The 23,281-nt window shown below is 60.3% G+C and carries 24 protein-coding genes and 1 tRNA gene; 15 read left to right on the top strand and 10 right to left on the bottom strand.

Features of this window, described 5'->3' with window-relative positions; genetic code table 11:
- Positions 1 to 11: 11 nt before the first annotated feature.
- The 4 genes from AC24GY_RS14890 to AC24GY_RS14875 all read left to right on the top strand — a co-directional run bounded on the left by AC24GY_RS14890 (position 12) and on the right by AC24GY_RS14875 (position 3,820).
- On the top strand, positions 12 to 782 hold the full coding sequence (locus AC24GY_RS14890; protein ID WP_487684413.1) for a hypothetical protein: 771 nt from the start codon (positions 12 to 14) through the stop codon (positions 780 to 782).
- 192 nt (positions 783 to 974) lie between these two features.
- Positions 975 to 1,613 carry a histidine phosphatase family protein gene (locus AC24GY_RS14885; RefSeq protein ID WP_487684409.1) on the top strand — a complete coding sequence of 213 codons (639 nt, stop codon included), beginning with the start codon at positions 975 to 977 and terminating at the stop codon, positions 1,611 to 1,613.
- Between the two features lie 124 nt (positions 1,614 to 1,737).
- Positions 1,738 to 2,406 (top strand): hypothetical protein, encoded by a 669-nt coding sequence (locus AC24GY_RS14880; protein ID WP_487684406.1) that lies wholly within the window; start codon positions 1,738 to 1,740, stop codon positions 2,404 to 2,406.
- 58 nt (positions 2,407 to 2,464) lie between these two features.
- Positions 2,465 to 3,820, top strand: coding sequence for a DUF1501 domain-containing protein (locus tag AC24GY_RS14875; RefSeq protein ID WP_487684403.1), 1,356 nt, complete (start codon positions 2,465 to 2,467; stop codon positions 3,818 to 3,820).
- 524 nt (positions 3,821 to 4,344) lie between these two features.
- Here AC24GY_RS14875 and AC24GY_RS14870 read toward each other — a convergent pair.
- The 5 genes from AC24GY_RS14870 to AC24GY_RS14850 all read right to left on the bottom strand — a co-directional run bounded on the left by AC24GY_RS14870 (position 4,345) and on the right by AC24GY_RS14850 (position 7,928).
- Complete coding sequence (locus AC24GY_RS14870; RefSeq protein ID WP_487684401.1) at positions 4,345 to 5,211, bottom strand: hypothetical protein; 867 nt, start codon at positions 5,209 to 5,211, stop codon at positions 4,345 to 4,347.
- Between the two features lie 49 nt (positions 5,212 to 5,260).
- Positions 5,261 to 5,797, bottom strand: coding sequence for a dihydrofolate reductase (locus AC24GY_RS14865; RefSeq protein WP_487684398.1), 537 nt, complete (start codon positions 5,795 to 5,797; stop codon positions 5,261 to 5,263).
- Positions 5,798 to 6,775 carry an MBL fold metallo-hydrolase gene (locus AC24GY_RS14860; protein ID WP_422320141.1) on the bottom strand — a complete coding sequence of 326 codons (978 nt, stop codon included), beginning with the start codon at positions 6,773 to 6,775 and terminating at the stop codon, positions 5,798 to 5,800.
- Between the two features lie 127 nt (positions 6,776 to 6,902).
- Positions 6,903 to 7,760 carry a 50S ribosomal protein L11 methyltransferase gene (locus AC24GY_RS14855; protein WP_487684394.1) on the bottom strand — a complete coding sequence of 286 codons (858 nt, stop codon included), beginning with the start codon at positions 7,758 to 7,760 and terminating at the stop codon, positions 6,903 to 6,905.
- Between the two features lie 93 nt (positions 7,761 to 7,853).
- A tRNA-Gly gene (locus AC24GY_RS14850) sits at positions 7,854 to 7,928 on the bottom strand.
- Between the two features lie 126 nt (positions 7,929 to 8,054).
- Here AC24GY_RS14850 and AC24GY_RS14845 point away from each other — a divergent pair.
- A complete protein-coding gene (locus tag AC24GY_RS14845; RefSeq protein WP_487684391.1) occupies positions 8,055 to 8,903 on the top strand; it encodes an aminotransferase class IV in 849 nt (282 codons plus the stop codon).
- Positions 8,904 to 8,928: 25 nt separating this feature from the next.
- On the opposite strand, the gene AC24GY_RS14840 is transcribed toward AC24GY_RS14845, so the two are convergent.
- From AC24GY_RS14840 to AC24GY_RS14830, 3 genes are all read right to left on the bottom strand, one after another.
- On the bottom strand, positions 8,929 to 9,330 hold the full coding sequence (locus AC24GY_RS14840) for a hypothetical protein (protein WP_487684389.1): 402 nt from the start codon (positions 9,328 to 9,330) through the stop codon (positions 8,929 to 8,931).
- Between the two features lie 256 nt (positions 9,331 to 9,586).
- The gene (locus AC24GY_RS14835) at positions 9,587 to 10,504 is read right to left on the bottom strand and encodes a hypothetical protein (protein ID WP_487684387.1); all 918 of its coding nucleotides are present in this window, start codon (positions 10,502 to 10,504) and stop codon (positions 9,587 to 9,589) included.
- 95 nt (positions 10,505 to 10,599) lie between these two features.
- Positions 10,600 to 12,915 carry a glutamine amidotransferase gene (locus tag AC24GY_RS14830; protein ID WP_487684384.1) on the bottom strand — a complete coding sequence of 772 codons (2,316 nt, stop codon included), beginning with the start codon at positions 12,913 to 12,915 and terminating at the stop codon, positions 10,600 to 10,602.
- A 54-nt stretch (positions 12,916 to 12,969) separates the two neighbouring features.
- On the opposite strand from AC24GY_RS14830, the gene AC24GY_RS14825 reads away from it, so the two are divergent.
- The 7 genes from AC24GY_RS14825 to AC24GY_RS14795 all read left to right on the top strand — a co-directional run bounded on the left by AC24GY_RS14825 (position 12,970) and on the right by AC24GY_RS14795 (position 19,427).
- A complete protein-coding gene (locus tag AC24GY_RS14825) occupies positions 12,970 to 13,305 on the top strand; it encodes a hypothetical protein (protein WP_487684381.1) in 336 nt (111 codons plus the stop codon).
- 98 nt (positions 13,306 to 13,403) lie between these two features.
- A complete protein-coding gene (secA, locus tag AC24GY_RS14820) occupies positions 13,404 to 16,631 on the top strand; it encodes a preprotein translocase subunit SecA (protein WP_487684378.1) in 3,228 nt (1,075 codons plus the stop codon).
- A 60-nt stretch (positions 16,632 to 16,691) separates the two neighbouring features.
- On the top strand, positions 16,692 to 17,114 hold the full coding sequence (locus AC24GY_RS14815; protein ID WP_487684375.1) for a DUF6979 family protein: 423 nt from the start codon (positions 16,692 to 16,694) through the stop codon (positions 17,112 to 17,114).
- A 75-nt stretch (positions 17,115 to 17,189) separates the two neighbouring features.
- Positions 17,190 to 18,050: an alpha/beta hydrolase gene (locus AC24GY_RS14810; RefSeq protein WP_487684372.1), complete on the top strand. Its 861-nt coding sequence runs from the start codon at positions 17,190 to 17,192 to the stop codon at positions 18,048 to 18,050.
- Between the two features lie 166 nt (positions 18,051 to 18,216).
- On the top strand, positions 18,217 to 18,648 hold the full coding sequence (gene rplM / locus AC24GY_RS14805) for a 50S ribosomal protein L13 (RefSeq protein WP_422320131.1): 432 nt from the start codon (positions 18,217 to 18,219) through the stop codon (positions 18,646 to 18,648).
- A gap of 22 nt (positions 18,649 to 18,670) precedes the next feature.
- Positions 18,671 to 19,063, top strand: coding sequence for a 30S ribosomal protein S9 (rpsI, locus tag AC24GY_RS14800; protein ID WP_300932163.1), 393 nt, complete (start codon positions 18,671 to 18,673; stop codon positions 19,061 to 19,063).
- 103 nt (positions 19,064 to 19,166) lie between these two features.
- Positions 19,167 to 19,427: a hypothetical protein gene (locus AC24GY_RS14795; protein ID WP_487684368.1), complete on the top strand. Its 261-nt coding sequence runs from the start codon at positions 19,167 to 19,169 to the stop codon at positions 19,425 to 19,427.
- A 259-nt stretch (positions 19,428 to 19,686) separates the two neighbouring features.
- Here AC24GY_RS14795 and AC24GY_RS14790 read toward each other — a convergent pair whose 3' ends face one another.
- A complete protein-coding gene (locus tag AC24GY_RS14790; protein ID WP_395734000.1) occupies positions 19,687 to 19,959 on the bottom strand; it encodes an HPr family phosphocarrier protein in 273 nt (90 codons plus the stop codon).
- A 23-nt stretch (positions 19,960 to 19,982) separates the two neighbouring features.
- The gene (gene hprK / locus AC24GY_RS14785; protein WP_487684365.1) at positions 19,983 to 20,951 is read right to left on the bottom strand and encodes an HPr(Ser) kinase/phosphatase; all 969 of its coding nucleotides are present in this window, start codon (positions 20,949 to 20,951) and stop codon (positions 19,983 to 19,985) included.
- 133 nt (positions 20,952 to 21,084) lie between these two features.
- Between hprK and AC24GY_RS14780 the strand changes: the two genes are divergently transcribed.
- The 3 genes from AC24GY_RS14780 to nusB are packed head-to-tail and all read left to right on the top strand — an operon-like array spanning position 21,085 to position 23,276.
- Positions 21,085 to 22,299: a bifunctional 3,4-dihydroxy-2-butanone-4-phosphate synthase/GTP cyclohydrolase II gene (locus AC24GY_RS14780; RefSeq protein WP_422320127.1), complete on the top strand. Its 1,215-nt coding sequence runs from the start codon at positions 21,085 to 21,087 to the stop codon at positions 22,297 to 22,299.
- A 4-nt stretch (positions 22,300 to 22,303) separates the two neighbouring features.
- On the top strand, positions 22,304 to 22,807 hold the full coding sequence (gene ribH, locus AC24GY_RS14775) for a 6,7-dimethyl-8-ribityllumazine synthase (protein WP_422320126.1): 504 nt from the start codon (positions 22,304 to 22,306) through the stop codon (positions 22,805 to 22,807).
- 4 nt (positions 22,808 to 22,811) lie between these two features.
- Complete coding sequence (gene nusB, locus AC24GY_RS14770) at positions 22,812 to 23,276, top strand: transcription antitermination factor NusB (protein ID WP_487684362.1); 465 nt, start codon at positions 22,812 to 22,814, stop codon at positions 23,274 to 23,276.
- Positions 23,277 to 23,281: the final 5 nt, after the last annotated feature.

The raw sequence follows: 23,281 nt of genomic DNA, 5'->3' as shown, positions 1-23,281 counted from the left end.
TGTCATTGCCAATGCTCGGCGAATCCGTTTCACTCGGGGGCATGCTGAGCTACCGGTTTTGTTTTTATGCGATTCACACGGCCCCGTGGGTGCTGGTGGGGGGTGGGGTCTTGAACATGCTGTTTTATTCGGGGAAGCCGTGTGGGTACACGTCGCCGGTGGAGTGGGTTTTTATGGGGCTGTTTGTGTTTTATACGCTGGTGGGAATGGTGCTGGGGGTGAAGATCATGCGGCGGCAACTGGTGCTGATGTGCCCGTTTTGCTCCCGGCCGGGGCTGGCGTCTTTGGAGCGCTCCGAAGGGCTGAAGATGGAGTGTCCGAAGTGCGGGGAGATCCGTGGCGGCGGGAGGCTGGGGTGGAAGATCGTGAGGGACAAGGAGGAGGACTGCGGGCCGAAGCCCAAGGTGCCGGTGGGGAAGTTTCGGTTTCAGTTTCGGTCGCCGTGGTTCTGGGTGCTGTTTGGCGCGTCGGTGGTGTCGGCGGTGGCCGGGGGGGTGATCCATGAGTTCAGCTTCATGACGGTGTTTCCGCCGCTGTGGTGTTTCTTGGTGGCGAGTCATTTGATCGAGACGCTGCGCACAGGCTGCCTGAATGACAATGCGGGGCCGACCTTCCGCAGCCGGCAGCCGGTGAAGTACTGGGCGCGCACCTGCTTCTGGCTGTGCGGCTACGCGCTGGCCGTGTACATGCCGGTGGGTTTTGCGCTGCAGGAGCGCGGCAAGATGGAGGAGAATGCGAAGGCGGAGGTGCGGGCTGGGGAGAAGGCCGAAGTGAAGCGTTGATTTTAGCAAAGGAATGAACAGCAAAGGAATGTGACTGAAACTTCATTCCATTGATCCTCATTCCCTTGCTCAATATGAAGCATCCGCAGGGGGGAGCGTGCTGTTTTCGGCCAGACGCACGGTCCCCATTTCCAATCTAAACGCACCTGCATTTGCTACTGCCTCTCAGAGCGCCTATGGCGGAGGTGAAATATGAAAAAGATCTGGTTCATTCGTCATGCCGAAAGTCTGAGCAACGCGGGGTTTCCCACGGACACGCCGCATGCCATCGGGCTGAGCGAGAAGGGGCTGGCGCAGGCTGAGGCGGTAGCCGCGCAGTGGCAGACGGACCCGGATCTCATCGTGGTGTCGCGCTACTCCCGCACGGTCTACACGGCGGTGCCGCTCTGTCGGCGGCACCCGCAGGTGCAGGTGGTGGAGCTGCCGGTGCATGAGCTCACCTTCCTGGCGCCGGGCCGCTACATCGGCACCACGGAAACCACACGCCGCGAGCCCGCCCGCCAGTACTGGGAGCGCTGCGACCCCGACTACTGCGATGGCGAGGGCGCGGAGACGTTTCGGCATTTCTGCGAGCGCGTGGATGCCTCACTCAAAGCCCTGCAGGAGCGTGAAGAGCAGCGCATCGCAGTGTTTTGCCATGCCTACGTCATCAAGGCGATCCTCTGGCGGCAAATGCACCCGGACGCGGATTTCACGGCGGACTACATGCGCGAGTTCTTCGATTTTCACCTCAACTGCGTGGTGCCGAATGTCATGGTGTATCCCTTTGAAAGCGCCCAGGGCGAGGCGCTGAAGATGCTGTCGCCGTTTCAGATTGAGATGGTGGATTGAGTCAACGCGGCGGTGAGTGGAAGGAAGGTTCCACGAACGCTCTGAAAGTGGAATTGCCAGGCATGAAGAAAACTGATTCACTGGCCGGGTGACTGACAGCTTGTGCTTTTATCTGCCCCAAGGGATGCCTGTGTGTTCAGTCGCCGACCTGTTTTCGTCTCTTGGGGCTTACTTGAATCAGGTGCCCGGCGGTGGATCGTCGGAGCAGACGGTGGTCATGGTTTTGCAGATCATTGCTGTGGCGGGGTTCTTGGTCGTCGGCATTCAGATTCAGCGGCGCTGGAAGTCTCTGTGCTGCCCCTTTTGCCAACGCCCCGGTGTAGGAAGAAGTCACCGCACCAAGGGCGTGGCGGTCCAATGTCCGGGCTGTGGCGGGATCATCGACAGTGGACTGCCGGATGGGGCATCTCAGCCTGAGGTGGTGCTGACGGCGCAGCGGCAAAGCGTGCCGATGAGGCGGATTGAGCTTCGCTCACCGTGGGTCTGGCTGCTTTTTTTGCTTTCGGTTTTGTCGGCGGTTTATGGGGCGGTCATTCATTCGTTTGGCTTGGTGACGGTGCTGGTACCGCTCTGGAGCCTTCTCGTGGCGAGTCGTCTGGTTCAGACGCTGCAAACAGGCTGTGTGAATGGGTATTGGGCGCTGACGTTTCGGGCGCGGCAGCCGGTGAAGTTCTGGCTGCGCATCGGCGTTTGGTTTCTGGCCTACGGCTTTGCTTTGTATCTGCCCCTCGGTTTTGGGCTGCATGCGCGCATGAATGCCAGTGCCCCGGCTGCTGCGGGGGCAAAGCCCTGAGTCCGAACTTGGATGCAATGGCGCGCAAGCGTCGGCGCTTTGGCTGCGTACACTCCGCATGTCTGATTTCTCCGCACTCTCGCGTCGCGAACTGCTCTCCCGCATGGGCGGCGGGCTGGGCGCGCTGGGGCTGGCTTCCACGCTGCATGCCGCTCCGCGCACGAACTTTGTGCCGAAGGCGAAGCGGGTGATCCAGCTCTTCATGAACGGCGGGCCGTTTGGGCCGGACTTCTTTGATCCGAAGCCGGGGCTGACGAAGTATGCGGGGCAGAAGCCGGCAGGCGCGGACCTGCGCACGGAGCGGCCCACGGGCGGGCTGCTGGCGTCTCCGTATGCGTATTCCAAGCATGGGCAGAGCGGGCTGGAGATCAGCGAACTGCTGCCGAATCTGGCGCAGCATGCGGATGAGCTGTGCGTGCTGCGCTCCTGCCACACGGACAATCCGAATCACGGTCCCGCGCTGCTGCTGATGAATAATGGCACGATGACCGAGCGCGTGCCGAGCATGGGCTCATGGCTGAGCTACGGCCTGGGCAATGAGAATGCGAACCTGCCTTCCTTTGTGGTGCTGTGCCCGGGCAAGCCGGTGCGGTTTTCGGTGCTGTGGACGAGTGCGTTTCTGCCGGCGCAGCATCAGGGGGTGTACATCAATCACTCCAACCTGGAGCCGCAGAAGATGATTCCATGGCTGACGAATGAGAAGCTGGGCAAGCTCGATCAGCGCAGGCAGATCGACCTGATGCAGTCGCTGAATGCGGAGCATCTGGCGGCACGCGGTGGTGCGGATGTGGCGCTGAACGGCCGCATCCAGGCGATGGAAACGGCCTACCGCATGCAGTCGGCGGCGACGGATGCCTTTGATGTGAATCTGGAACCGCCGAAGGTGCGCGAGATGTATGGCAAGAGCCATTTCTCCAACGGCTGCCTGATGGCTCGTCGATTGGTGGAGCGCGGTGTGCGCTACGTGCAGTTGTACTATGGCAACGGCCAGCCGTGGGACACGCATTCGAAGCACGATGAGCAGACGCGCAAGCTGGGCGCGGACATCGACCGGCCCATCGCGGCGCTGATCGGAGATCTGAAACAGCGCGGCATGCTGGAAGACACGCTGATTGTCTGGGGCGGAGAATTTGGCCGCACGCCGGTGAGTGAGAACGGCAACGGGCGGGATCACAATCCGCATGGCTTCTCCATGTTCTTTGCCGGTGGTGGTGTGCGCGGCGGCACGGCCTATGGAGAGAGCGATGAGTTTGGATTCAAAGCGGCGGTGGACAAGATGCACGTGCATGACGTGCATGCGACCATCCTGCACCTGCTCGGCATGGACCACGAGAAGCTGACGTATCGCTACGCAGGACGTGATTACCGCCTGACGGATGTGCATGGGCGTGTGCCGCAGGCGATCGTGGGGTGAGGGGGCTGGATGCTGGGTCGCGCTGAAGGCACCAGTTCTCACGCGGGCGCGGCAGCGTCTTGGAACCGGAGCGCAGCGGAGGTAAGACAGCCGCAGGCTGCCCGAAGGGTGAGCGCAGCGAATCATACCATCAACCGTTGAAAAGGAGTCTGGGAGCGCTGTGGAGAAATGCGCCTGAAATCCATCGAGGCCCGCCCCTCCTTTCGACATTCCAAGGACGGCGTACCTTTTTCAGCGCCTGCGACGCCGCAGACCCGAAACTTCGGCCCCGACACAGCGGAGCCCTACCAGCCCTGCTGCACGCGCCGCGCATGCAGACCCGGTTTCAATGGCTCATGATATCAATGCGTGCGGCAAGCCTGGGCGCGACGCCGCTTTTTGCAGGCCGGACGGCGCGCTAGGGCCAAAGAAAATTCATCACCCCACGAAAGCGGTGCCGCCGATGCAGGCTTGCGCCTTGCATCTCTGTCACCGCAGTCCAAGACGCTGGCGCGCACTTGCAGGCACCTGCATCAGTCGCTGACTCACGCCCGGCTCTTGTCCGTCTTGAAGCGGTGCCAGAAGGAAGGCTTGTTCGGCACGGCGCGGCGGATTTCCACGGTGGGTTTTTTGGTGACCGCAGGGGGCGGTGCAGACTTGGGTTTGTCCGTTGCTTTTTCGGGCTGCGCGGGTGCTGGGGTTGCAGGCGGTGCGTCGGCGGGGCCGTAGAGTTCGCGTGTTTTCTGGTGCAGCATTTCGGCCTCGGCGGCGCGCTGCATGGAGTCGCGGATGCTGGAGGGGACGGCGCTCTCAGTGAGCGGCGGCAGCAGCGGATTGGGTCCGGCGGCCCAGGTGCCGAGCGTGGGCATCATCGAGGCGATTTCGTTCTGATTGTTCACCTTGTGCAGGCCGATGACCCGCAGTGAAGTACCGAAGAGGTAGAAGATGGTGCTTTCATCCAGACCTTCGACCATGCTGCCGCCGCGCTGCAGAATGGGGCTGCCGCGCAGGATGATTTCATCTCCGGTGATGAAGGCTTCCTGGCAGAGCGCCTTGGCGGGCTCGTTGAAATTCATTTCAATGAACACCTTGCCACGGGCGCGTGCTTTGAGCGGCTTGCCATCGGGCGAGTACTTGAAGACCTGGATCGAGTCTGCGGCGATCTTGATGTAGGGCGGGAACTCCAGCTGCTGCGTGGAGATGCTCTTGGCCTCCACGAAACTCATGCTGAGCAGGAAGCTCAAATCAGTGGGAGACTTCACCAGAGAGATGTCTTTGGTGCCGGTTTTGTCAGCGGTCGCGGACTTGTCGGCCGTGGCTGCGGTGTTGAGGCTGGTGCAGCCAGCGCAGAGCACGGCGGTTGCCAGCAGGGCGACTGCTGAGCCGGGGTTGAACAAGGAGGAAAGGTTCATCTGCAAGGCTTAGATACACCCAAACGTGAATTTGCTCATCTTGAAATTATTATAATGTGCCGTCCGAGGCCTGAGCGGGTGGCTTGAGGCGATCGTAGGTGGAAAACCTGATGGCGTGGGCATGAGTGGTGTCGGCGGGAAAATCCTGCCGGTCGGTCTCCTGCCAGTCAGCGGGATTCACCGTGGGGAAGGGGACACCGCTGCCGAGTGGGGAGTCCACGTGGGTCAGGATCAGGCGGTCGGCGCAGGGCATGGCGGCGGCGTAGGCCTCTCCGCCTCCGCAGACAAACAGTTCTGCGGCCCCCCCTGCGGCGGCGACTTGCAGGGCCTCGGCCACGCTGGCCACGACCTCGCCGACAGGCGGGAGATACACGGGGCTGCGCGTGAGCACCAGGGGGTGATGATCCTCAAACCAGCCATTCATTTCCTCATAGGTGCGGCGGCCAATGAGCAGCCACTGGCCGCGGGTGATGCGGCGGAAGTGCTCTTTATCCCGTGGCAGCTGCCAGGGCACACCGGTGCCGGTGGAGATGAAGCCATCCGCTGAAACGGCGGCGATGAGGAGCAGTGCCGGGCGTGGACTCACTCAGTAAATGGCGGACTCGCCTTCGCGCAGGAGGCGCACGCGGTTTTCCAACTGCCGTTCGATGGCGGCTTTCACGAGGCGCTCGGCTGGCTCATGGAGAGGCTCGCCGCCGAGGGGGAAGGTGTCATGATGCATGGGGATCATCGACTGGGCGCCCATCATTTGAAAGGCGTCCAGGGCTTCCTCGGGATTCATGTGCACCTGACGGCCGCTGGGGGCATCGTAGGCACCGATGGGCATGAGCGCGAGATCGATGCTGGCGCGTTTGCCGATCTCCTGAAAGCCGTCAAACATGGCGCTGTCGCCGCAGTGGAAGAGGCAGCGGTCGGGTGACTTGATAAGATAGCCGCCAAACTGGCGGTGCGTGTCATGAATCATCCGCGCGCCCCAGTGGCGTGCGGGGGTGAGGGTGATGCGCAGATCCTGAAAGGTGGCGCTCTGCCAGGTCTTCAGCTCCACAATGCGCCCGAAGCCGCAGTTCCGCACCACTTTGCCGACGCCTTCCGGGACGATGATGGGCTGGGCGGCGGCGAGCTTGCGCAGGCTGGGCAGGTGCAGGTGGTCGTAGTGCGCGTGCGTGACCAGCACGAGATCGATGTGCGGCAGGTCATGCGCCCAGACGCTGGGGTGGCGGACGCGCTTCACCGGGCCGTGCCAGAGCGCCCAATTGGGGTCGATGGCGATGTTCACGCCGCCGACCTGGCAAAAGAAGCCGGCATGACCGAGCCACGTCACGGCGATCTCGTTGCTCGTGGCCACAGGCAGGAGGCCGAAATCCTCGCCCGGCCGACGCGGGGCAAACAGGGTGGGGATGAGCACCTCATTGAGGAACTGGATGTTGCGCTTGCGCCAGCCTTCGGTGGGGAGCAGGCCGATGCGATTTTCCTGCGTCTGAGCTTTCTTGAGCAGGCCGCGCTTTTTGAGAGGGCTGGAGGAGGATCCAGCCCCGCCGGATGAGGAAGCGGGATCGAAAAGCATGATTGGCTGCTTGAATCTATTGATAATAAATCGCCCGGCTCCTCAAATACAAGAATTAAGTGCAGGATGTTGTGGCGGCAGGGATGACGCCCCTGTCCGGGTTGCTTCACGCAAGACCTGCGCCAGATCAGCGGCTTTTCACCGTGCCCAGAGCGGTCACCCATTTGCCTTTGGTGACGATCTTCTCCACCACAAAGCCCGCGCGCTTTCCAGCGGCGAGGCAGGCCTTGGCCTGAGACTTCAGAATGCCGGAGAGCATCAAGATGCCACCCGGAGCCACGGAGCGCACCATCTGCGGAAACGCCGACTCCAGAATGTCGAAGAAGATGTTGGCGGCCACGATGTCCCAGGTCTGCTTGGGCTCCCACTTGAGGACATCGACCTTGGTGAAGCGCACTTTGGGCGTGTGGTTGCGCACCGCATTTTCCTGCGAAATTTTCACAGCGGCGGGATCGTAGTCGCAGCCCCAGACGCGGGAGGCACCTAGTTTATCCGCAGCGATGGCGAGGATGCCGCTGCCGCAGCCGAGATCTGCCATGGTCCATTTCTTGCCGGCGGCCCGGCGCTTTTCAGCCTCATCCACGAGCAGGCGCAGCACGGTGGCGGTGGTGGCATGGTGGCCGGTGCCGAAAGCCATGTCGGCCGGTACGGCAATGATTTCGCGGTTGGGAAATTTGGCGCTGGCCTGCTTGATTTCCGCTTCTGTTTTGGCGGCGCAGATGACGAAGGTGTCTCGCACCTTTACCGGCGGCGGAGTCTGGGATGAATGTGCGGCCCAGTTCTGCGATTTTAACTTGGACACCTCGCCGCCGAATTCTTTCTGGATGGCCTTCGCGCGAGACTGAGCCTCACAATAAACCTCCAGGCGGATCATTTTACGACCAGGGAAGCTGGTGATGACGAGAGTGGCGTCCGTGCTCTGCGCGAAACGTTCCTCCCAGATATCAGCCGAACGTGAAGCAGTGAGTTTGGACCAGACAAACATGAATGTACAATCGTGAGGAGGGAGGTTTTGGGGCACCAATCAAAGCCTTAAAAGGCCAAGGTTACTTGATGCCATCAATCTTTCGGAGATTGATGGAGCGGGTGACGCGATTCGAACGCGCGACATCTTCCTTGGCAAGGAAGTGCTCTACCACTGAGCTACACCCGCAAATTTTTCGGTTCGTTTTCGGTTCGATCCGGAAAGTTTGAGGGCGAGATTCTGGCGCATGAAAAAGATCCTGCAAGCACAAAGTGCATATGTTGAGAATGTTTTTATTCAAGCCATGCTGCCGCTGTGAATCTTCCCTCCCATACTTGGATCAACGGCCGCATCGTCAGCACTTCTGAAGCCCGCATCTCTCCCTTCGATCATGGCTTTCTGGTAGGTGATGGTGTCTTCGAGACACTCGTGGCACGCCATGGCAAACCCTTCACACCCACGCGGCACTGGCGTCGGCTGGTGGCTTCGTGCCAGGCGATGAACATCGTGCCGCCCGAGTTTGAGACTTATGTGAATGCGATGCTGGCAACGATGCAGGCGAATGAACTCACCGATGCGCGCATCCGTGTCACGCTCACCAGTGGTGATGGTCCGCTGGGATCAGATCGCGGAGAGGCGCCTGCGACGATGATCGTGGCGACGACGCCTCTCAAACCCTGGCCACCCACGGATACAGTGATGATGGTACCGTGGACGCGCAACGAGCGCAGCGCACTGGCAGGCATCAAATCCACTTCGTATGGCGACAACGTGCGCGCCCTGGCGCTTGCGCACGGGGAAGGGGCGGGGGAGGCGATCTTTGCCAACACCCGCGATGAACTCTGCGAAGGCACGGGCACGAACATCTTCATCGTCAGCGCTGGTGTGGTGAAAACACCGCCGCTGAGCTCCGGCTGTCTGGCAGGCGTGACACGTGCGCTGGTGCTGGAGGCCTGCGCTGCCGCAGGCATTGCCGTGGAAGAAACCCCGCTGCCCATCGAAGCCCTGCATGCCTGCGAAGAAGCCTTCCTCACCTCAAGCACGCGTGATGTACATCCGCTGGCTCGCGTCGATCAGCGTGCGATGCCCGGTGTTGATGGTCCCGTGACGCAGCGCGTGGCGCAGGCATTTCAGGACTTTGTGGCGGGGCGGGATGATCCGTGAATCTCCTGTCGAAAGATGAGGTCTTTCAATGTGGCTGCAAAAGATGGTCCCCAACCGTACTCGCAGGCGAGGAAGCAAATATGATCTCAGTGGACTGTTCGGTGGTTTGGTTTGACCGGATCACATCCCATGCCTTTTTCAGCCATTGCAGCGCTCCGGCTTCATCTTCAGTGGTTCCCAGTACATGAGATTTTTGGTCGCCAAATCTCAGGCCTACCGCCCGGGTTCCCTCAGGGGTCGCGCTAAGCGTAAAACCATGACAAAAATCAGACGTGATCAAAGCACCGTTAAACCGGTCCTCACCTGCTCCTTCCTGCAAGACCAGATTGCCAGTTTTCCGGTCAACACTCACACTGCTCATGGCATCCGTCAGGTCGATGAACATGCCGTAGTCCTTCTCGCGAAAGCCCTGGATTGTTTTGCTCATGATGTGATATGCAGGTGCTAAATTGAACCCCGAAAGCGTCAGACTGCGGCGGCGAGCTGGGTGGGTAGCTTGCAAGTTTTGGGGTTTTGGTGAAGCGCTGGCCGACAGACAAGAGTGTCTATCGTACTGATTGATTGCGGCGCGGTTTTCCCAAGTACGACAGACACTCTTGTCTGTCGGCCAGCGGCACCGAAATCAATTGGCATGCACCGAGTTTCGCAGTCCACGTTCGACGGAGAAAGATGAACTTTGCAGGTCATGACTTCGTCCCATAAACCTCACCCAGCTTGCGCAGCAGTGATTCGAGCTTCGTATAATAATCGTCCTCCTTGAGCTTCGCCCGCTGCTCCTTCAAGGTTTTCAAATCGCGCTCCAGCGCATCCCGTGTGCTTCGCTGGGCATCGGTGAGCTGCTGCTCCTCCGCACTTAACACGAGCACCATTTGCGCGGCGCGTGCGCCATCGACGGCCATGCCGGCAGGGACGGGCGCGTCTGAGCCGAAGACTTCGCTGCGGGTGCCCACGCCGTCGCCGTTGTCTTCGAGAATTGCGTGCTCGGTGGCGAGGCGTCCGTCATTCTCATAGAAGGTGGCGGTGGCTTTGCTGGCGTGGCGGAAGGCTTCCAGCAGGGAGACCTGCTTGTCCTGATCGAGATCTGCCTCGGGCAGTCCGCCGATGGCATCGGCAAAGAATTCACCGAAGCGCGCATAGAAGACTTCGTCCGGGCTTTTGGTGGAAGTGATGATGACGCGGTTCTTGCCGGAGAGCGGTTTCAAAAAGCCGCCGCTGGCCGAGGCGGTGTGAATCACGGCGACCTCCTGCTTGAGCGGCTTGATCCACTCAGCGAATTGCTTGGCATCAAAGTCGGGTCCTTCCGCGCTGAACTTGGCTTCGCGTCCATCAAAGGTGCCGTGGCCGATGAGCACCAGCCACAAGGAGTGAGCAGGATCTGCAGCGGTGAGGCGTTTTTCGAGTTCTTCGGTGGTCTTTTCACCACGCAGGACTGACGGGGTGACACCCGCCTTGGTGCAGGCGTTTGTCCAGGCATCCACCTGCGTTTTGAATTTCTTGCCGTACTCCTCCGTGCCGGGTGCGCCGAGAACGATGAGGACATCGAGCTCACGCGGGGCGGCGTGGAGGGAGCTTGCGAGCAATGCGAAGCATAAAGTACTCACGAGCTTTAGCTCGCTCTGGAGGCACCGCAGGCAGAGGCGGGGACTTTTCGTCAAAACACGCCGGAACGAGCTGAAGCTCATCAGTGCTTTCTTCGTCATGCCATCCCTCCCTTTCTCCGCAAAAACCACTCTGTGCCGATGAAAAACAGCAGGGCCAGGAAGATCCAGGGCGTATGCCAGAGCGGGGTGGAAAGCGTGACTTCGATGGGCACGCGGATGTTCTTCAGCAAGTCTGGCAGTTTGGTGATTTCATCAAGAGCGAGCATCTGGCCGCTGGTCTCGGTGGCGATGCGTTGCAGAAAGGCGCGGTCCGGGGCCAGACGGCTGAATTCCTCGGCCTGCGGGCCGTAGGTCCAACCGGTGGTTTTGATGCCGAGCTGCGTGTGTTTCTCCATGTCTTCCACGGTTGCTGTGGCGCGGTAGTTGCCGGTGGCGGAGGAGAAGAACTCGGTTTCAAACAGCCCGGATTCTTTAAGACTCGGCTCGGCGAAGAGCTGGGATTTTTTGCCGTCGGGCTGCGTGACTTCGATCTTCACCAGCGCATCGCCATGCGGCTTGAAGGCGCGGTCACGCACGCGCACGGAGAGCTTCACGCGCTCGCGGTCGGCGGGATCGGTTTCGGCGGAGAAAGAGATGCTGTCGGCCACATCCACCACGAGCCAGCGCATGAGCTGCCTCCATGCGCGCTCCATGTCCTTGCGCGAATCCGCATCGTTCATGCCCCAGCGCCACAGGTCGGCCACCAGCACGCTGCCCACGCGGCCCTCACCGAAACGCTGGGACACGATGGCGGGCATGGTGGTCTGCGCTGAATCGGAAACCGTGGCCAGAATGCTGGCGCCGGGTTTGATGGCGAAGGTTTGATTGATGGCATAGAAGGAAGGCATGGCGGAGAGGCGCTTCTCATCTTCCTCACGATCTGTGCGCAGCCGCATCCAGGACTCCAGCCAGCCCTCACGCGTCAAATTGAAGCGCGCATCCAGCATCGGGCCTGCCGTGGTGGTGCGGTCAAGATAGACTGGGAGCATGCTGCCGATGGGCGTGTGATCATAGCCGCCCGCCTGATAGCACTCCTGCCCGCCGAGCATGAGCAGCGCGCCGCCGCGCTCGCTGACAAAGCGCTGGATCAGGTGCATCTGCTCCTGCGTGAAGAAACCGGCTTCGAGGTCATCGATGATAATGGCGCGGTACTCGCTGAACAAATCTTCGGCAGCCTTGGGGAAGCCATCGCTGAGTTCCTTGGCATCGCGCGTGCCGAGGCGGATGAGCACGGGCTGATCATAGCGCTGCGCTTCTTCGCCTTCCTTGGCACCAAAGCCGCGAAACAACGGATTCGCGTTCTCACCGGCATGGCCACGCCATTCAAACTTGGGCTCGCGTTTGGCGATGCGCACGAGGCTGGGCATCTGGATGTCGTCATCCGCTGCGATGGCGCGGCGCAGGAATTTGTACTCCCAGTTCGGCCTGCCGGCGATGTAGAGCACGCGGTAGGGGCCGGAGCCGCGATCCGCCTCTAATAAGCGTGTGTTGTTGGCCAGGGTGGCTTCACTGACGCCTTCGCCCTTGAGTTCGAGCTTGTGGAAAGACACTCCGGGCTTGGCCACCGGAATGCGCAGACGCACAGTCTGGGGAGAGCTGCCATTGAAGGTGACTTTTTCGGTCACGATGGCTTTGCCCTGTTCATCGAGCGCGGAAAGCGTGGCCTGTTTGCCATTCAGCCCCTGGGCAGACACATGGGAGGTGATGGTGATGGGCGCGTCTTCAAAGGGACTCGTCGCCACCGTGGCATCGAGGATCGCCAGATCCGGGGTGGGGGCATTCTTGCCGGCCAGCACGGTGAAAATGGGGGCACCCTTGGCCTCCGCCTTCCAAATGGAGGCATCGGTGGCATTGCCATCACTTATTAATACCACAGCTGCCAGATTCGAGCCGCCGCTGCGCAGAGTTATCAGCGTGCGGCAGAGATCCGAGCGGGAACCGTCAAACTTCAAGGCGCGGAAATGCGGCACGCTTTGCGTCTGTGATCCGACGGTCATGAGGCGCAGGCGGAAGTCCTCGCCCAGGGACTTGATCCACGCGGCATCCTCCGCGCCGGAGTTCAACGCGGCCGTGACTTGAGCCGCGCGCGTGACCTCGCCCGGTTTTTCCGCCGTTTCTAAAGAGGCGCTGGTGTCCACCAGCACAATGATTTCGTTTTCACCCTTCTTCGGCTGCTGCTGCGTCCACAGGGGATCGAGAAGGCAGAGCGCCAGCAGAGCGAGGGCGGCCAGCTTGCAGGACATCGCCGCTAATTTTCGCCAGCCGCGCAGCGGAGAGCGTCGGTAGCCCAGCCAGAGCAGCCCGATGACAAGAAGAACCACCAGGGCGGCGAGCCAGGTGATGTCCGTGTTTTGCCAGAGGATGCGGGGCATGAGGTGCCAGTTAAACGTGAAGCGCGGCGAAAAGCTACATCACAACCGCTGTCAATGGCACTCGTTGCCAAAAAAATGAAGATGGAAGCGCTTGTCGAATCACGCATTCTCGATTTGGTCTGCGACCGTTCCAAGACCGCAGCCGCCATGCCTTTATACGATCCCTATGCGTTTCAGCTCGCTGGCTTCAGCGAGGGCGATGTCGATGAAATCCTCGCCGACCTCGACTACCTGCACCGCAATTCGCGCTGGACGCACCGGCGTGATCAGATCGAGCGTATGATCGTGGAATCACCGGTGATTTTGCTCGATTTCCTGCGCAGTGTGCAGCCTGAAGTGGTGCGAAATGCCATGATTCCGCGCCGGGTGAAGGATGTGGTGCTTCGGTAAGAGGCCTTTTTGAGTCCTTGCGCGTTGGCTGACATCCGCCACATTCGGCCTCCCCCCGACCCGGCCAATGTGAGCCGGGCGGCGTATTCTCATTTCCCATGTTCAACTGGATCATCAAAAAAATCATCGGCACCAAGAACCAGCGCACTGTGCGCAAGCTTCAACCTACGGTGGCCGAGATCAACCGCATCGAAGCCCTGCTTCAAAACGAGCCGGAGGAAGCGCTGCGGGAACGCACCCAGAAATGGCAGGCCCAGTTCCGCGCCTTTCACACACCGCCATTCCTCGGCGGGGTGAGCCTGCGCATCGCGAATGAAGCTGAGGTGGACGCCTGCCTTGAAGCAGTGGAGAAATATTTCACCGCGCTGAAGCCGCATTTCCCGGCGCTGGAAAATGATTACCTCGCCAGCTCTGCCTGGAACGGCGCCGCCCTGGATGACAAGAAGGCGCGCATCGACCGCGCACGTGAAGCCTGGAACGCCATCCAGCCGGACTTCGCCGCTATCGAGGCGAAGATGCTCAATGACATTCTCCCGGAAGCCTATGCCGTGGTGAAAAACGCCGCCCGCCGCATGTGCGGACGCGAGATCATCGTCTGCGACCAGCCGCTGGGCTGGAACATGGTGCACTTTGATGTGCAGCTTGTCGGTGGTGTGGCCTTGCACCGCGGCATGATCGCTGAAATGGCGACCGGGGAAGGGAAGACGCTGGTCGGTACGCTGCCGGTGTACTTGAACGCGCTCACCGGACGTGGCGTGCACGTGATCACGGTGAATGATTACCTCGCACGTCGTGACAGCGAGTGGATGGGCAGCCTTTATAAGTACCTTGGTCTCACGGTCGGCTGTATTCAAAACGACCAGCCAAGCCACCTGCGCCGCGAGCAGTATCAGGCGGACATCACTTATGGAACGAACAGCGAGTTCGGCTTCGATTATCTGCGCGACAACGGCATGGCCTCCAGCAAGGAGCAGCAGGTGCAGCGCGGCCACTACTTCGCCATTGTTGATGAAGTGGACTCCGTCCTCATCGATGAAGCACGCACGCCTTTGATCATCAGCGGTCCTGTCATGGCTGCGGAGAGCAATCACCAGTATGAGCGTTACAAGCCCCTGGTGGACCAGCTCGTGCGCCGCCAGAACACGCTTTGCAACCGCCTGATCACGGAGGCCAAGGAAGCCGCTGCCGCAGGTCATTTGGAGCAGGCCGGATTGAAGCTCTTCCAGGTGCAGATGGGCCAGCCGAAGAACCGTGCGCTGACACGCTGCATGGAGGATCCCGAACTCCGCCGTGCCATGGAAAAGGCCGAGCTCTCGCTCTACGCCGACACGCAGAAGGTGGAATTCTTCCGTCTCAAGGAAGAGCTGTACTACTTCATCGAAGAAAAATCCCACGACGCCGATCTCACCGAGATGGGGCGCAACTTCCTCAGCCCCGACGAGCCGGACGCCTTCGTGCTGCCGGACATCGCCACGGTGTACTCTGAGATCGACGGCGACATGACGCTCTCCGAAGAAGCCCGCACCCGCAAGAAGACGGAGATGCAGGACCGCCTTTCCCACCAGGGTCAGCGCATTCACCAGATCAGCCAGCTTCTGCGCGCCTTCTGTCTCTATGAGAAGGACGTCGAATACGTGGTCGAGGAGAACAAGGTCGTCATCGTCGATGCGCAGACGGGCCGTAAAATGGCCGGACGCCGCTGGAGCGATGGTCTGCACCAGGCCGTGGAAGCCAAGGAAGGCGTGCAGATCGACGCCGAGACCCAGACGCTCGCCACCATCACCATTCAGAACTACTTCCGCCTCTATCAAAAGCTGGGCGGCATGACCGGCACGGCTGAAACCGACGCCGCCGAGTTCCATGACATCTACGCACTCGATGTGCTCACCATCCCGACGAACCGTCCGGTGAAGCGCAAGGATCACAACGACAGCATCTACAAGACACGCCGCGAGAAATTCGCCGCCGTGATCGAGCTGATCCAGGAGCTCAACGCCAAGGGCCAGCCGATTCTCGTCGGCACCGCCAGCGTCGAAGCCTCGGAAATGGTCTCGCGCATGCTCAAGCTGAAGAAGATCACGCACAACGTGCTCAATGCGAAGTATCACCGCCAGGAGGCTGAAATCGTCGCCCGTGCCGGACATCGCGGCGCGGTGACCATCTCCACCAACATGGCCGGTCGTGGTACGGACATCAAGCTGGGTGAAGGCGTCGCCGAACTCGGCGGCCTCTTCGTGCTGGCCACGGAGCGCCACGAAAGCCGCCGCGTGGACCGCCAGCTGCGCGGACGTTCCGCCCGTCAGGGTGACCCCGGCGAAAGCAAATTCTTCCTCAGCTTTGAGGACGACCTCATGCGCAACTTCGGTGCCGCCGAGCGCATGACGAAGATGATGGAGCGCTTTGGCATGAAGGAGGGTGAGGAACTCCAGCACCCCTGGCTCAACCGCAGCGTGGAAACCGCGCAGAAGCGCGTGGAACAGCGCAACTACGTCTGGCGCAAGCGCGTCCTCGAATACGATGACGTCATGAACCAGCAGCGCGAAGTCGTCTACGAATGGCGCAACGACGTGCTCAACAGCAACGACACCCGCATCCTCATCAATGAGGCCGTGGAAAAGGGCGTCACCGAACGCCTTGGCGCCTTCGTGCCGAAGGACATCAAGGGCGATGACCTGGCCGATTATGAAGGCCTGCTCGCCTGGGTGAACATGACCTTCCCCGTGGGACTGCGCACGCTGGATGATGACTTCAGAAAGCTCGATTTCGAAGCCAAGTCCGCCTACTTGAAGGACAAGATCCTCGGCGCCTACGAAGTGAAGGTGGGCACCGCCAATCCGACCGCCTTGCAGGAGATCGAGAAGATGATCCTCCTCAATGCCATCGACCGTCTGTGGCAGGAGCACCTGTATGCGCTGGATGCGCTGAAGGAAGGCGTGGGTCTGCGCACCTACGGCCAGAAAGATCCGCTCATCGAGTTCAAGCAGGAAGCCTTCACGATCTTTGCGGAACTGATGAACAACATCAACGGCGAAGTCCTCGGCAACCTCTTCCGCAGCACCCAGCAGCTCGCCGCGTTTGAGCAGTTCCTGGCCCAGATGGCCCTGCAGGGCGGTGAAAACGAAGCGCCGCAGCGCCGTGAGGAAGAGGAAGAAGAAGAGAAGCCCCAAGCCGCCCCCAATCCCGGCCGCGACGGCCCCCGCCTCATCCTCCCCAGCAGCGCCGCCAAACCCAAGCCCAAAGCCGCCCCAAGCACCGTCGGCCGCAACGACCCATGCCCCTGCGGCAGCGGGAAGAAGTACAAGCAGTGCTGCGGACGGATGGCATAAAGCAGACCAGTTGCGCCGCAACTGGTCTGGTTCAGGCGTTCAGTGTCCAAGCCTCCTCCCATGAAAGAAGTGAAAAATCAATATGGGAGGGCGGCTCTGGCTGCCGTCGAACTATGCAGGAGTAAAAAAATCAGTCCCATCTCTGCTTGGGAAGAAGCCATAGTGTCTATTACAGACCGCAAAACCAGTCAGGAGAAGTCATGTCCCAAAAGCACCTTTCTCGGCCTATGTGAAGACGGCTACATTGAGGGGGTTGCATCCGGCTCTTACCTCAAAAAGAAAGAAGACGTAGCCAACAAGACATACGCCATCGAGGCGGTCAGGCTCCTGATTGAAAATTCGTCTCATTGCAGCAGCCTCACAGCACTTTGGCAAAAAGTAATGCAAAGCGTGGGAGTAGAAGGCAAAGTGCAGAACAACCAAATGGCCGTAGTGGTCTCTCTTTGGAACAATGGTGAAATTCGCGGGTCCGTCAGTGTCTGACGCATGTTGTAGGTGTGAAGCTTGCGCCATCGTTCTTGACGCCTTCGGAGCTAATCCCCATCTTGGCTCCCAGCCATGACCCCGCGCCTTCTCCTCCCGCTCCTCTTTTCACTCTCCCTCTCCGCCCTCGCGGTGGATGACTACAAACTCGGACCTCTCTCCCAAGAGAAACCGGACGTGCCAAAAGGGAAGGTGATCCCGATGCCGGCGCATGCATCCAAGATCTACCCTGGCACCAGCCGTGACTGGTGGATCTACGTCCCCGCCCAATACAAACCTGATCAACCGGCGAACCTCATGGTGTTTCAGGACGGCCACGACTACGTCGGCCTGAAGGGCGCGTGGCGGGTGCCGGTGGTATTTGATAATCTGATCGCCAGCGGGGACATGCAGCCCACCATCGCCATCTTCATCAATCCCGGCCACAGCGGTGAAACGAAGCCGCCGAGCGCGTGGAAGAACAACAACCGGGGCAAGGAGTACAACACGCTGGGGGATGTGTATGCGCGCTTCCTGCTGGAAGAAATCATCCCGCAGGTGCAGAAGGATTACAAACTCACGGAGAATCCCGAAGGATGGGCCATCGCCGGAGCCAGCAGCGGGGCCATCTGCGCCTTCACGGTGGCGTGGGAGCGTCCGGACAAGTTTCGCAAGGTCTTCTCCACCATCGGCAGCTATGTCGATCTCGCGGGCGGGCATGTCTATCCTTCCATCATCCGCCTCACCGAGCGCAAACCGCTGCGCGTCTATCTGCAGGATGGCAGCAGCGATCTGGACAATCCCTATGGCAACTGGCCGCTGGCAAACCAGCAGATGGCCAAGGCGCTGGCCTATCAGCAGTACGATTACACCTTCACCTTTGGGGACGGCGCGCATAACAGCAAACACGGCGCGAGCATCTTCCCAGAGGCGATGAAATGGCTGTGGCGGAAGTGAAAATCATGGGTTAGCAGCCTGCTTGGACCGGGCAATCGGCCAAAAATGCGTGCCAAGGCCAATTTTCATTGTGAATAACTTGGTTTCCACCTTGACACATTCTCCAATCCTCTTACCATCGCGGCCCCTTCTTTCCCAGTCGGAAGATATTTCGTACACAGCACTAATGAAGACGTTTTCAGCAAAAGCCCAGGAGCAGAACCCCACATGGTGGGTCATCGACGCCAAGAACCAAATTCTTGGAGACGTCGCAGTTACCGCAGCCAACCTCCTGCGCGGTAAAAACAAGCCTATTTTCACCCCACACGTTGATACGGGTGATTTCGTGGTCGTCCTGAACGCCGCCGAAGTCCGCCTGACCGGCAAAAAGGAGATCCAAAAGATCTACACCTCGAAAGCTGGCTACGTCGGCAATCAGAAGATCGAAAACGTTGAGCGCGTCCGCGCCCGCCGTCCAGAGCTTCTCGTTGAGCGCGCTGTGAAGGGCATGGTCCCTCACAATCGTCTTGGCCGCGCTGTCATGGGCAAGCTGAAGATCTATGAGGGTGCCGCGCATCCGCATGAGGCGCAGAATCCAAAGCCTGTCGTCATCGCCTAATTTTTTCCCTGTTACCTATCGCATGAGCAAGCCTCTCAAAACCACCACCGGCCGCCGCAAGACCGCCATCGCCCGCGTCTTCATCACTGAAGGAGCCGGAAGCATCACCGTCAACGGACGTGACTTCGAAGAGTACTTCCCGACGGTCGCCCTGCAGAATCAGATTCTGTTCCCGCTGGCCCTCACGAACTCCCGCCAGACGTATGACTTCAAGGTGAACGCCAGCGGCGGTGGTTGCACCGGCCAGGTGGGTGCTGTTCGTCTCGGCATTGCCCGCGCTTTGATCGGCGTGAATCCTGAGCTTCGCGGCGTCCTCAAGCAGAACGGTCTGCTGACCCGTGACTCCCGCGCCAAGGAACGTAAGAAGCCAGGTCGCCCAGGCGCCCGCAAACGCTTCCAGTTCTCCAAGCGTTAATCGACTCTTTTTTTCAGCTCGATGTGTGCAAAACCCCGCCCTGTGCGGGGTTTTGTTTTTTCTGTCGCTGGCGGCGGGATTTCGCGCCAGAATCATCCTCCTTATGTCCTCAGGTCATCTTCTCGTTCTCGGCGCCAGCGTCATCTGGATCTTGTTCTGCATGCGCTTCTGGTATGCCATTGATCAGGAGCATACGTGGCAGCGGCGTTTCATCGCCATCGGTGCCGGCATCGGCGGCGGCCTGATCTACCTCATCGGCACGATGATGCTGCAGATGCTGAAAGAGCCGCCTCCGCCCGTGGTGGATGAGGAGACCGAGATCCGGGTCTCCGCAGGGAAGCCGGCGGAAAAGTCCAAGAAGTAGGACTGAAAGGGGGGGGGGCTGCGATGAGGCAGCAGCTTATGATGAGGTCTTCAGGGACACGCACAGCGCATCCCTACCATCCAGAGCAACGCGTGCCGCAGGGCTGGTAGGGAACCGCTGTGCGGGTCCGAAGTTTCGGGTCTGTGGCGTCGCTGGCGCTCAAAAAGGTGCGCCGTCCTTTGAATGTGGAAAGGCAGGAGCTGTGGGGGCGTTTGGTACGCTGGTTCGCAGCGTGTGATGAAATGCCAGGCCCGCGCCATCACTCCGCGTCGCCAAAGCCGGAGGTGACGAGTTCTTCGAGATCGGCCACGGCAGCCTCGGCGTCGTTGCCGTCGGCGATGATTTTGATCGTCTCGCCACGGCCTGCGGCCAGCATCATGAGTCCCATGATGCTTTTGCCGTTCACGGGCTCGTCGTCTTTTTCCACCCAGACGTCACACTGATACTTGCTGGCACGCTTGACGAACTGCGCCGCCGGGCGTGCGTGCATGCCCATTTTATTGCGGATCGTCAGTTCTTTTTGAATGCTCATGGTGGTGAGGGAAGGTGCTGCTGTTAACCTAATTGATCATCCGTCATCTTTTTCAACAACCTTTGGTCAAACTCTACGGCGCTGTTGTATCCAAAGGTGCGTAATTTAAAATTGATGGCGGCCAGTTCGATGAGTCCGGCCACGTCGCGGCCCGGCTCCACCGGCAGCGCCACACGGCCGATCTTGAGGCCCATGATCTCGCGGGTGTCGTTGTTCACCCCCACGCGCTCCAGGTCTTCGGTTTTGGCACCGCGCACGAGTTCCACGATCAAATCCAGCCGTTTGCTGAGGCGCACGGCGCTTACGCCAAAGAGCGCCGCCACATTGAGAATGCCCAGGCCGCGGATTTCGATCATCCCGCGGGTGATGTCCGGGGCGGAGCCGATGACCTCCCGGTCTTCGATCAGGCGCAGCCGCACGGCGTCATCCGCCACGAGGCTGGCGCCGCGCTGGAGCAGGCCGATGACGCTTTCGCTCTTGCCGCAGCCGCTGTCCCCCTGGATCAGCACGCCGAGGCCCTGCACGTCCACCAGGCAGCCATGCACCAGCAGGGTGGGGGCAAAGGCCCACTCCAGCTTGATGGTGGCCGCATTGAGGAACTTCATGGTCATCATGCTGGTCTGGAAGACCGAAATGCCCGCCTCATTGGCGATCTGGATCAGGTCATCGTCAATCCGGTGCCCGCGCGCGATGACGACGCAGGGGATGTCCCAGGAGCAGAGCTGGCTGAAGCGCGCCGCACGCAGCTTGGGGTCCAGGCCTTCGAGGAAGGAGCACTCCGAGTTCCCGATGACCTGCACGCGTTTGTAAGCGAAGTAGGTGAAGAAGCCGGACAGCGCCAGACCGGGGCGGTTCACCGAGGGCTCGCTGATTTTGCGCGTGTAGCCCGCATCGCTGCCGATCAGCTTGAGCTTGAGCGATTTTTCATTCAGGCTGAAAAACTCCCCCACCGTCACGGATGACGGGCGTTTGACTTTGGTTGGAGGAGGCATGACTTGACATTACGCGAAGCCCCTCAAACACAGCAACGAAAAAGCAACTCGCACTGGAAAACAGTCTCCAACCGTTTAAATCATCCGACCCTGACGCCGCAACCCGCGGCACTGGCTCTTTTACACCTCTCTCATGCCCCGCAAAAAGGAATCCGCTTTCGACTCCGTGGAGTCTGTCCTCGCAGACATTCGCGCTGGCCGTATGGTCATAGTCACCGATGACGAAGACCGTGAAAATGAGGGGGACTTGATCTGTGCCGCCGAAAAGATCACCGCTGACATGGTGAACTTCATGGTGCGGCAGGGCGGGGGCATGCTCTGCGTGCCGGTCTCCCTTGAAATCGCCGAGAAGCTGAACCTCCCCAGCATGGTGCCGGAGAACCGCGAAGCCTTCCGCACCGACTTTACCGTGACCGTGGATGCTGCCAAGGGCATCAGCACTGGCATCAGCGCGGCCGACCGCTGCCGCACCATCCGCCTGCTGGCGGATGCCAAAAGCAAGCCGGAGGATCTGGTGCAGCCCGGCCACATCAATCCACTGGTGGCCAAGCCGGGCGGCGTCCTGCGCCGCGCGGGGCATACCGAGGCCGCCGTGGATCTGGCCCGTCTGGCGGGTCTGCGTGAAGCCGGGGTGCTGATTGAGATCATGAACGCCGACGGCACCATGGCGCGTCTGCCGCACCTGAAGAAATTTGCCAAGAAGCACGCCCTCAAGATGTGCAGCATCGCCGACTTGATCGCGCACCGCCGCCTGAGCGAGAAGCTGGTGGAAAAGATCGAGGTCGTGGACATGCCCACCGACTTCGGAGTCTTCAAACTGCACCTCTACAAAAGCAGCCTGGATGGCGTCCACCACGTGGCTCTGGTCATGGGAGACGTCACACCTGATGAGCCCGTGCTCGTGCGCGTGCACAGCGAATGCCTCACCGGAGATGTGTTTTCCTCCCGCCGCTGCGACTGCGGCAGCCAGCTGCATGCCGCGATGAAGCAGATCGCCACTGCAGGGAAGGGGATCATCGTTTACATGCGCGGCCACGAAGGACGCGGCATCGGTCTGCACGGCAAGATCATGGCCTACAAGCTCCAGGAGCAGGGCTTTGACACCGTGGAGGCCAATCTGAAACTCGGCTTCCCCATGGACCTGCGCGACTACGGCATCGGTGCGCAGATCATCTCCGATCTGGGGGTGCGCAAACTTCTGCTCATGACCAACAACCCGCGCAAAGTCGTGGGCCTTGAAGGCCACAAGCTCGAAATCGTCGAACAAGTCCCCGTTAAATCCACGCCAAAACCCGAGAACGCCCGCTATCTCGAAACGAAGAAGAAGAAGATGGGCCACAAGCTTTAGTCACATGTCCAATTACGCCTCCAGCCGTCCACGCCCCACCCAGGATCCGATCAACATCGCGATCGTCGCCTCATTGTACAACAACCAGTTCGTCCAGGGCCTGCTCAATGCCGCCAAGGAAGAGATCGAAGTCATTGCTCCCAATGCTTCCATCGATGTCTATCGCGTGCCCGGCGCCTTTGAGATTCCCGTCTGCGTGGAGCACGTGCTGCGTGGCAGCGCACCGGATGCCGTCATCACCCTGGGAGTCATCATTCGTGGCTCCACGGAGCATGCCGATCTCGTCGGTGCTTCGGTGACCGATGCCCTGCAGCAGATGGCGGTGAGGCACTGCATCCCGGTCATTCATGAGGTGCTGCTCGTCAGCACGGAGGAGCAGGCGGAGGAACGCTGCCTGGGCGCCACCATCAATCGTGGCACAGAGGCCGCGCAGACTTGCGTCAAAATGATCAATCTGTTCGGCAAGATGAAGGCCAGCTTTGCCGGCGAACCCCTTGACCACGCCTAACATCATGGGAAGACGCCGCGAAGGCCGCGAGGCCGCCATTCAATTTCTCTTTGCCCGTGATCTCCAAGGAACGGAAAAGCCCGGGGAACCGGAAGACTTCTGGAGTCTTCATAGCGCGAGGGCTTCCACCCGTGCGTTTGCTGAAAACTTGATCAAGGGGGTCATCGGCCATCAGGAGCAGATCGATTCAGGGATCACCGGACTGCTGGAGAACTTCAGTTTCGAACGACTCGCCGCCGTGGACCGCAACGTGCTGCGCGTGGCCTCCTACGAGCTGCTCTACTGCCCGGAGGTGCCCACGCCTGTCATCTTGAACGAGGCCATCGACATCGCCAAGGCCCTCAGCGCCGGGGAGTCCGGCTCCTTCGTCAATGGAGTGCTCGACAAGCTGGCCAAATCCCTGCGCAAACCTGAGCCCAAAAAGGTGGAGCATCCCCTTGGCACCACCACCGACACCTCTGGCGCCTAGGCGGG

The sequence above is a fragment of the Prosthecobacter sp. Pr1 genome, from assembly GCF_057652315.1.
The sequence above is the reverse complement of the archived record's forward strand: the minus strand, read 5'-3'. Positions and strand labels throughout refer to the sequence as shown.